At 37.3% G+C, this 432-nt stretch carries 1 protein-coding gene; it reads left to right on the forward strand.

All coding sequences use genetic code 11. The features are described 5' to 3' along the window. Nucleotides 1-432: phage major capsid protein (locus ACODS7_RS32645; RefSeq protein WP_488828710.1), on the forward strand; the 432-nt coding region annotated here is incomplete at both ends.

A 432-nucleotide genomic window follows, 5' to 3' on the forward strand; every position in this document is an offset into this window, starting at 1 on the left:
ACGCGAAAAATGAATTGGATAACTATCTAGCAATGATGCAAATTCAAGTTTCTGACCCTGTAAATTCACAAGCAGGAGTTTTGCCTCCATCATTAGTTAAAAATGAAGATCCATCGTACAAAGAAGTATTTATGAAAGCTATCCGTGGTCAAAATTTAAGTCATGAAGAAGCAAGCGTTATGCAGGAATACAAAGCGGCCTTATCTGAGAATTCAGGTAAAGATGGTGGCTATATTGTTCCAGAAGATATTACGACAACTATTAATCAATTAAAACAAACGGTTGATAGCCTAGAACAATATGTAAATGTACAACCTGTATCAACAAACAAGGGAGCCCGCACACTAGAAAAACGTGCAGCATCTACACCTTTCGCTCCATTATCTGAGTATGGTAAGCCAAATGCAATGCAAGAAATTGCTTCTCCTGAAT

The organism is Bacillus sp. FG16, from assembly GCF_057809515.1.